1 protein-coding gene is annotated in these 286 nt (G+C 45.1%); it reads left to right on the forward strand.

The genetic code is table 11. The features are described from left to right. Window positions 1-286 (forward strand): cbb3-type cytochrome c oxidase subunit II (locus HC175_RS23330; RefSeq protein WP_168140118.1); only part of this gene is annotated, 286 nt, incomplete at both ends.

The following is a 286-nucleotide window of genomic DNA, read 5'->3' on the forward strand; positions in this document are numbered from 1 at the left end:
ATACCCCGCTGGAACTGGAAGGAAGGGACATCTATATAAGAGAGAGCTGTGTTTCCTGTCACTCACAAATGATACGTCCTTTTAGGAGTGAAGTGGAGCGATATGGGGAATATTCGAAAGCAGGAGAATATGTTTACGACCACCCGTTCCTGTGGGGAAGTAAACGTACCGGACCCGATCTTATGAGAATAGGTGGAAAATATTCAGACAACTGGCACTTTAACCATATGTATGATCCTCAAAGCACATCTGCAGGATCGATCATGCCGGGATACAAGTGGCTTAT

It is taken from the genome of Salinimicrobium oceani, assembly GCF_012037645.1.